This is a genomic window from Methylobacterium sp. WL18 (genome assembly GCF_008040015.1).
GTDB classification, from domain to species: domain Bacteria; phylum Pseudomonadota; class Alphaproteobacteria; order Rhizobiales; family Beijerinckiaceae; genus Methylobacterium; species Methylobacterium mesophilicum.
Map to the genome: position 1 here is coordinate 1 of NZ_VRVD01000253.1, position 6,581 is coordinate 6,581.

Annotated in this window: 7 protein-coding genes and 1 pseudogene; 2 read left to right on the plus strand and 6 right to left on the minus strand. The window is 69.3% G+C overall.

All coding sequences use genetic code 11. The features are described from left to right. The 3 genes from fmt to recR form a co-directional block, all read right to left on the minus strand. The coding region (gene fmt, locus FV228_RS17260) for a methionyl-tRNA formyltransferase (protein WP_147855760.1) at positions 1–836 on the minus strand (836 nt) is incomplete at its 3' end. Positions 837–841: 5 nt separating this feature from the next. Beyond that, entirely contained in the window at positions 842–1,357 is a 516-nt protein-coding gene (def, locus tag FV228_RS17265) for a peptide deformylase (protein WP_147855755.1), read from the minus strand. A 143-nt stretch (positions 1,358–1,500) separates the two neighbouring features. Then, on the minus strand, positions 1,501–2,106 hold the full coding sequence (gene recR, locus FV228_RS17270; protein ID WP_147855756.1) for a recombination mediator RecR: 606 nt from the start codon (positions 2,104–2,106) through the stop codon (positions 1,501–1,503). Between the two features lie 430 nt (positions 2,107–2,536). On the opposite strand from recR, the gene FV228_RS17275 reads away from it, so the two are divergent. Beyond that, entirely contained in the window at positions 2,537–4,156 is a 1,620-nt protein-coding gene (locus tag FV228_RS17275; protein ID WP_147855757.1) for a phosphoenolpyruvate carboxykinase, read from the plus strand. Between the two features lie 36 nt (positions 4,157–4,192). Here the strand turns inward: FV228_RS17275 and FV228_RS17280 are convergent, their stop codons facing one another. Further along, positions 4,193–4,681, minus strand: a complete 489-nt coding sequence (locus tag FV228_RS17280) for a MarR family transcriptional regulator (protein ID WP_147855758.1) — start codon at positions 4,679–4,681, stop codon at positions 4,193–4,195. A gap of 115 nt (positions 4,682–4,796) precedes the next feature. On the opposite strand from FV228_RS17280, the gene FV228_RS17285 reads away from it, so the two are divergent. Further along, a complete protein-coding gene (locus FV228_RS17285) occupies positions 4,797–5,699 on the plus strand; it encodes a DMT family transporter (protein WP_147855759.1) in 903 nt (300 codons plus the stop codon). A gap of 24 nt (positions 5,700–5,723) precedes the next feature. On the opposite strand, the gene FV228_RS17290 is transcribed toward FV228_RS17285, so the two are convergent. Continuing rightward, positions 5,724–6,047 (minus strand): YbaB/EbfC family nucleoid-associated protein, encoded by a 324-nt coding sequence (locus tag FV228_RS17290; protein ID WP_007561429.1) that lies wholly within the window; start codon positions 6,045–6,047, stop codon positions 5,724–5,726. A gap of 80 nt (positions 6,048–6,127) precedes the next feature. Beyond that, a pseudogene (locus tag FV228_RS17295) lies at positions 6,128–6,581 on the minus strand (DNA polymerase III subunit gamma/tau); the annotation flags it as partial.

Below are 6,581 nucleotides of genomic sequence, written 5' to 3' on the forward strand. Positions count from 1 at the left end.
AGCCGGATCGCGCCCGCGCCGCAGGCGACCAGGCCCTCCGCGTCTAGGAGCGTCCCCGGCGCACCGGCGCCCTCTGCTGCCGACGCCCGGAGCACCTTCACCCGCTCGGGCCCCTTGCCGAGATCGAGCTCGAAGAACGCACCGGGGAAGGGCGACAGGCCGTTGACGTGGTTCGCCACCTGCCCGGCCGGACGCGACCAGTCGATCCGCGCCTCGTCGTTGCCGATCTTGTGCGCGTAGACCACGCCCTCAGTGGATTGCGGCGTGAAGGTCAGGTCGCCGCGGCCCAGGCGTTCCAGGGCCTCGGACATCAACGCGGCGCCCACCGGCATCAGCGCGTCGTGCAACGCGCCGGCGGTCATGCCCGGCGTGATCGGGACCCGCGCCTCCAGGGCCACCGGTCCGGTATCGAGCCTAAGCTCCATGCGCATGACCCCGACGCCGCTCTCGGCATCGCCAGCCATCACGGCGCGCTGGATCGGCGCGGCACCGCGCCAGCGCGGCAGAAGCGATCCGTGCAGGTTCAGGCATCCATGCCGGGGCAAGTCGAGGATCGCCTGGGGCAGCAGCATGCCGTAGGCGACCACCACGGCGACGTCGGTCGCGTGCCCGGCGAAGGTCTCGGCGGCCTCCGGCGTCCGCAAGGTCCCCGGTGTCAGCACCGGGATCCCGAGCGTGTCCGCGAACGCGTGGACCGGCGAGGGGCGCAGGTTCATGCCGCGGCCGGCCTTGGCCGGGGCCCGGGTGTAGACTGCGGCGATCTGGTGGCCGTCCTGCGCGATTCGAGCGAGCGTCGGCACCGCGAAATCCGGCGTGCCCATGAAGACGATGCGCATGGCGGTCACGCCGCGTCGCGCTTGGCCGCCTTGGTGAAGCGCTTGATCACCCGGTCGCGCTTCAGCTTCGAGATGTGGTCGATGAACAGCACGCCGTTCAGGTGATCGATCTCGTGCTGGATGCAGGTCGCCAGCAGGCCGTCGGCCTCGATCTCCTGCACCGCACCCTCGATATCGCGGAACTTCACCCGGACCCGGTCGGGCCGCTCGACCTCGGCGTAGTATTCCGGGATCGACAGGCAGCCCTCGTCGTAGATCCGCTTCTCTGCCGAGGCCCAGACGATCTCCGGATCGATGAACACGCGCGCGTCGCGCACGCCCTCTTCCTTCGAGGTGTCGATGGTCACGACCCGCTTGGCGACGCCGACCTGGATCGCCGCCAGCCCGACGCCCGGCGCGTCGTACATCGTCTCGAACATGTCGGCGACGAGCGTGCGGATCTCGGGCGTGATCGGCCCGACCGGATCGGAGACGCGGCGCAGGACGGCGTCGGGGAGGATGACGAGCGGACGGATGGTCATGGCGGAAACCGGCAGGGGGCGCGCATCGAACCTGTGCCCCGGGGATCCCGAGGCAATATGGCGTGGGTCGGGGCCGGTCAAATTCCGATGCTCCGACCCGCCCCTATCCAGGGTTGCCGCGCGGTCCGCGCTACCGGCTCAGCTCAGAACGCCGTGCGGCTGCGGATCGCCGCGGTGAGCGTGCCCTCGTCGAGGTAATCCAGCTCGCCGCCGACGGGGACGCCGTGGGCCAGCCGCGTCACCTTACGGTCGAGGTGTCGGATCGACTCGGTGACGTAGTGGGCGGTGGTCTGGCCGTCGACGGTGGCGTTCAGCGCCAGGATGATCTCCTTGACGGCGGGATCGGCCGCGCGCTCCACGAGGCTGGCCAGGTTCAGGTGCTCGGGCCGCACGCCGTCGAGCGCTGAGAGGACGCCGCCGAGCACGTGGTAGCGCGACTTGACCGCCCCGGATCGCTCGAGCGCCCAGAGGTCCGATACGTCCTCCACCACCACCAGGGTCGTGGGATCGCGCTCGGTATCCCGGCAGATCGTGCACGGCTCGGAGGTATCGACGTTGCCGCAACTCGTGCACACCACGATGCGCTCGGCCGCCACCCGCATGGCGTCGGCCAGCGGGGCGAGCAGCGTCTCGCGCTTCTTGATCAGCTGGAGCGCGGCCCTGCGCGCGGAACGCGGTCCGAGACCCGGCATCCGGGACAGAAGCTGGATCAGGCGTTCGATCTCGGGGCCGGCGACGGCTTGGGGCATCATGCCTCTTGGCGGGGATCAACGGTGGGGATTTCTAAGGTCGGGACGTCGAAACGTCCGGCAGGGCATAGCCGCCACCGGGCAACGCGCAAGGGCGCATCTCAGCCCACCCAGGATATGGGTATTCCCGACGTGTTCTGCTCCGACCCAAATTAAGAATACCGAGCAGCAATGGGTTACACTAGGCGCCACTTGCGATCAGCACTGTGGTCAAACACGCTCCATGATGTTGCGGGCGCTCAGCAACACCCAGTAAGACGGCAACGCTTGGCCGCCTATCCAGTATGGGGGCGAGCAACCGGGGAACGGTGATCCAGCGTGCGGCGGTCCTGTACGCCCGCACGGACGTCTCCCGGGTTAGTCCCGGACGCCCCTGGCGTCCGGTCTTGTCGCGTCGACGGCACGAACAGGGGCCCCGGGAGACACGCTCTTGACCAACATCGGTGATCACAACGCGGCCCACGATGCCGACGCGGCCGGCTTCCGCGCGCTGAAGGCCGTCCACTGGAATTTCGAGGCCCCGCGCCTCTACGAGGAGGCGCTCGCCCGCAAGGAGGGCCAGCTCGCCCGCGGCGGCGCCTTCGTGGCGACCACCGGCAGCCATACCGGCCGCTCGCCCAAGGACAAGTTCGTGGTGCGCGATGCCAGCACCGAGAACGAGATCTGGTGGGAGAACAACGGCGCGATCACGCCGGAGCAGTTCGCGGTCCTGCACCAGGACTTCCTCAAGCATGCCGAGGGCAAGGAGCTGTTCGCCCAGGACCTCTACGGCGGCGCCGACCCGGCCCACCGGGTCAAGGCCCGGGTGTTCACCGAGTTCGCCTGGCACTCGCTTTTCATCCGCAACCTGCTGATCCGGCCGGACCGCTCCGAGCTCGCGGCCTACGTGCCCGACCTGACGATCATCGATCTGCCGAGCTTCCAGGCGGATCCGGCCCGGCACGGCTGCCGGTCCAAGACCGTGATCGCCATCGACTTTTCCAAGAAGCTCGTGCTGATCGGCGGCTCGGCCTACGCGGGCGAGATGAAGAAGTCGGTCTTCACCTACCTGAACTACATCCTGCCCGGCCAGAACGTGATGCCGATGCACTGCTCGGCCAACGCCGCGCTCGACGCCGAGGGCGGCTCGGCGATATTCTTTGGCCTGTCGGGCACCGGCAAGACCACCCTGTCGAACGATTCCTCGCGCCAGCTGCTCGGCGACGACGAGCACGGCTGGTCGGACGAGGGCATCTTCAACTTCGAGGGCGGCTGCTACGCCAAGACGATCCGCCTCTCGCGCAATGCCGAGCCCGAGATCTACGCCACCACGGAGCGCTTCGGCACCGTGATGGAGAACGTGGTGATCGATCCGGTCAGCCGCGTGCCGGATTTCGACGACGGGTCGCTCACCGAGAACACCCGCTGCGCCTACCCGCTCGACTTCATCGCCAACGCCAGCGCCACCGGCCGGGCCGGGCATCCGAAGAACATCGTGATGCTGACCTGCGACGCCTTCGGGGTGATGCCCCCGATCGCCAAGCTCACCGGCGCCGAGGCGATGTACCACTTCCTGTCGGGCTACACCGCCAAGGTCGCCGGCACCGAACGCGGACTCACCGGGCCGGAGGCGACGTTCTCGACCTGCTTCGGCGCGCCGTTCATGCCCCGGCACCCGAGCGCCTATGGCAACCTGCTGCGCGACCTGATCGCCAAGCACGAGGTCGATTGCTGGCTGGTCAACACCGGCTGGACCGGCGGCGGCGTCGGCACCGGCCGGCGCATGCCGATCCGCGTCACCCGCCGCCTGCTCGCCGGGGCCCTCGACGGGTCTCTCGCCCAGGCGGAGTTCCGCCGCGACCCGTATTTCGGCTTCGCGGTTCCGGTCTCGGTCCCGGGCGTCGAAGCGGACATCCTCACCCCGGTCAAGACCTGGGGCAACAAGAGCGCCTTCGTCGAGACGGCGGCGCGGCTGGTGAAGATGTTCGACGACAACTTCAAGCGCTTCGAGGCCCACGTCGATTCCGACGTGCGCGCCGCCGGGCCGACCGCGCAGGCCATCGCCGCCTAAAACGCGGATCGGGCGGCGATTGCCGCTGCCGCCCGTTCACCCGAGCCCGCTCAGCAACTTCGCCAGCAGCGCGTTCAGCGTGCGCTGCTCGCCATCCGTCAGGACGGCCAGGACCCTGCGCTCGGTCTCGACATGGACCGGCAGCAGGGCGTCGATCAGCTTTTTTCCCCCATCCGTCAGCGCTACCAGCGTCCCGCGCCGGTCCGTCGGATGTTTTCGCCGCTCGATCAGACCGGCCTTCTCCAGGCGGTCGATCCGCGCGGTCATCCCGCCCGACGAGATCATCGCCGCGTCGCACAGGGCCGTCGGCGTCAGCGCATAAGGCGCGCCGGACCGCCGCAAGGTCGCGACCACGTCGAATTCGCCTTGCTGCAGGCCGAACTCGGCGAAGACCGGATTGTGCCGGTCCCGCACCACAAGCTGCGCCAGCTCCGTCAGCCGCCCCAGGACCTCCATGGAGAAGGCCTCGATGTCGGGCCGCTCGCGCCGCCACTGCGCCACGGCCTGCGCCGCACGGTCCGTCACACGCCCTCCCCTTTGCCTAGATATCTTGACGTCAAGATACTTCCCATCGAGATTTTAGGCTGAGAGAATCGCACGGGCAATCGTGTGGGAATCACCGCTGCGGATGGAGGAGGCGATGGCTCTGCCGGTCCAAACCACCATGGGTCACATTGCGGTGTCGGCTCACCTCCTGCTCCTGTTCACCGGGTCGTTGTTGGGCCTGACGACCGTCGTGGCCGGTCTCGCCGCCGGGCTGGGCTGGCCGCCGATCGCGTTCCTGTTCTGGTCGGCGCTCGGCGGCGGGCTGATCCTGGCCATCCTCGCCCTGGCGGCTGGTGAGAGGTTGACGCCGTCGCCCGCGCTCCTGCGCTACGGGCTGCAGGCCGGACTTTTGAGCTTCGCGCTGCCCAACATCCTGTCCTTCGCGGCAATCCCGCATGTCGGCTCCGGCTTCGTGGCGCTCTGCCTCGCCTTCCCGCCCTTGCTGACCTACGGCCTCGCCCTGGTCCTGGGGATGGATCGGCTGTCGGTTCAGGGGCTGGCCGGCATGGCGCTGGGACTCGGGGGCGCGATGCTGTTCGCCGCCTCACGCCTGACCGGAGCCGAGGGAGGCGGGCTCTGGACTGCGCTCGCGCTCGCGGCGCCGGTCAGCGTCGCAGCCGGCAACATCTATCGCACGGTGGCATGGCCCGCCGACGCGCCGCCGCGGCTGCTGGCGCCGGTCATGGTGCTGATCGCCGCGGCGATCGTCGGCGCCTACGCGGTGATCTCCAAGATCCCGCTCCTGGCGGCAACTTCCGTCCACACAGCCGGCCTGCTGCCCCTCCAGGCGGCGATCATCGCCGGGACCTACGCGCTGTTCTTCGTCTTGCAGAAGCGCAGCGGCCCGGTCGGGCTGAGCCAGATCGGCTGGATCGGGGCGATCACCGGCAAGGGGCTCGCCGTTGTGCTTTTGGGCGAGAGCGTGCCGCCGATCCTCGCGCTGGCGATTCCGCTCATCCTGGCCGGGATCGTCCTGGTGAGCCGCCGGCCGCGGTGAGGCGGACGCAGCTTGAGCCCGCTCCTAGAACGGCAGCTTCATGCCGGGCGGCAGGGGCAGGCCCTTGGTCAACTCTGCCATCCGCTCCTGCATAGTCGCCTCGGCCTTGCCGCGGGCGTCGTTGCAGGCGGCCACGATCAGGTCTTCGAGGATCTCGCGCTCGTCGGCGACCATCAGGGACGGGTCGATGCTGACGCCCTTCATCTGGCCCTTGGCGGACATGGTCACCCGCACGGAGCCGCCGCCCGAGGCGCCGGTTACCTCGATCTCGTCGAGCTCGGCCTGCAGGGAGCCCATCTTCTCCTGCATGGCCTGAGCCTGCTTCATGATGCCCATCAGGTCGCGCATGCAGCTCTCTCGTGTGGTGTCTCGGTCAGTCTACTTGGGTATCGCGTCGGCTCGCCGCCATGTGCGGCGGCGCCTGCGTGTCAGAAGTCGTCGTCCGGGGCCTCGTCCGCCGGCACCGGATCGCCGTCCCCCGGGATCTCCTGATGGGGTGAGGGGAGCGGCGCGGTCTCCCGCACATCCACGATCTCCGCGCCGGGGAAGCGGGTCAGCACCTCACGAACGAACGGGTCGGCGGCGGCATTCTCGCGGCGGGTCTCTGTCGCGGCCTTCACGGCGGCGTCGAGGGTCGGGGCGCCGGCCTCCTTCGAGACCGCGACGACCCAGCGCTGGCCGGTCCAGCGCAGGATCGCGGCGGCGATATCGGTGGCGAGCGTCGCCCGGCCGCCCGGGGCGAGGGCGAACTCGATCCGCCCTTCCTCGAAGCGTACGAGGTGGACGTCGCGCTCCAGCGCGGTCTTCAGCAGGATGTCGCGGTTGGCGTCGGCCAGCGCCACCACGTCCTCGTAGCGGGCCAGCCGCGGCGCGGGCGGAGCA

Coding starts and splice junctions, on each gene's coding strand:
- def (WP_147855755.1), bottom strand. CDS start 1,357: ATGACCATCCGTCCGCTCGTCATCCTCCCCGACGCCGTCCTGCGCCGC.
- recR (WP_147855756.1), bottom strand. CDS start 2,106: ATGCCCCAAGCCGTCGCCGGCCCCGAGATCGAACGCCTGATCCAGCTT.
- FV228_RS17285 (WP_147855759.1), top strand. CDS start 4,797: ATGGCTCTGCCGGTCCAAACCACCATGGGTCACATTGCGGTGTCGGCT.
- FV228_RS17290 (WP_007561429.1), bottom strand. CDS start 6,047: ATGCGCGACCTGATGGGCATCATGAAGCAGGCTCAGGCCATGCAGGAG.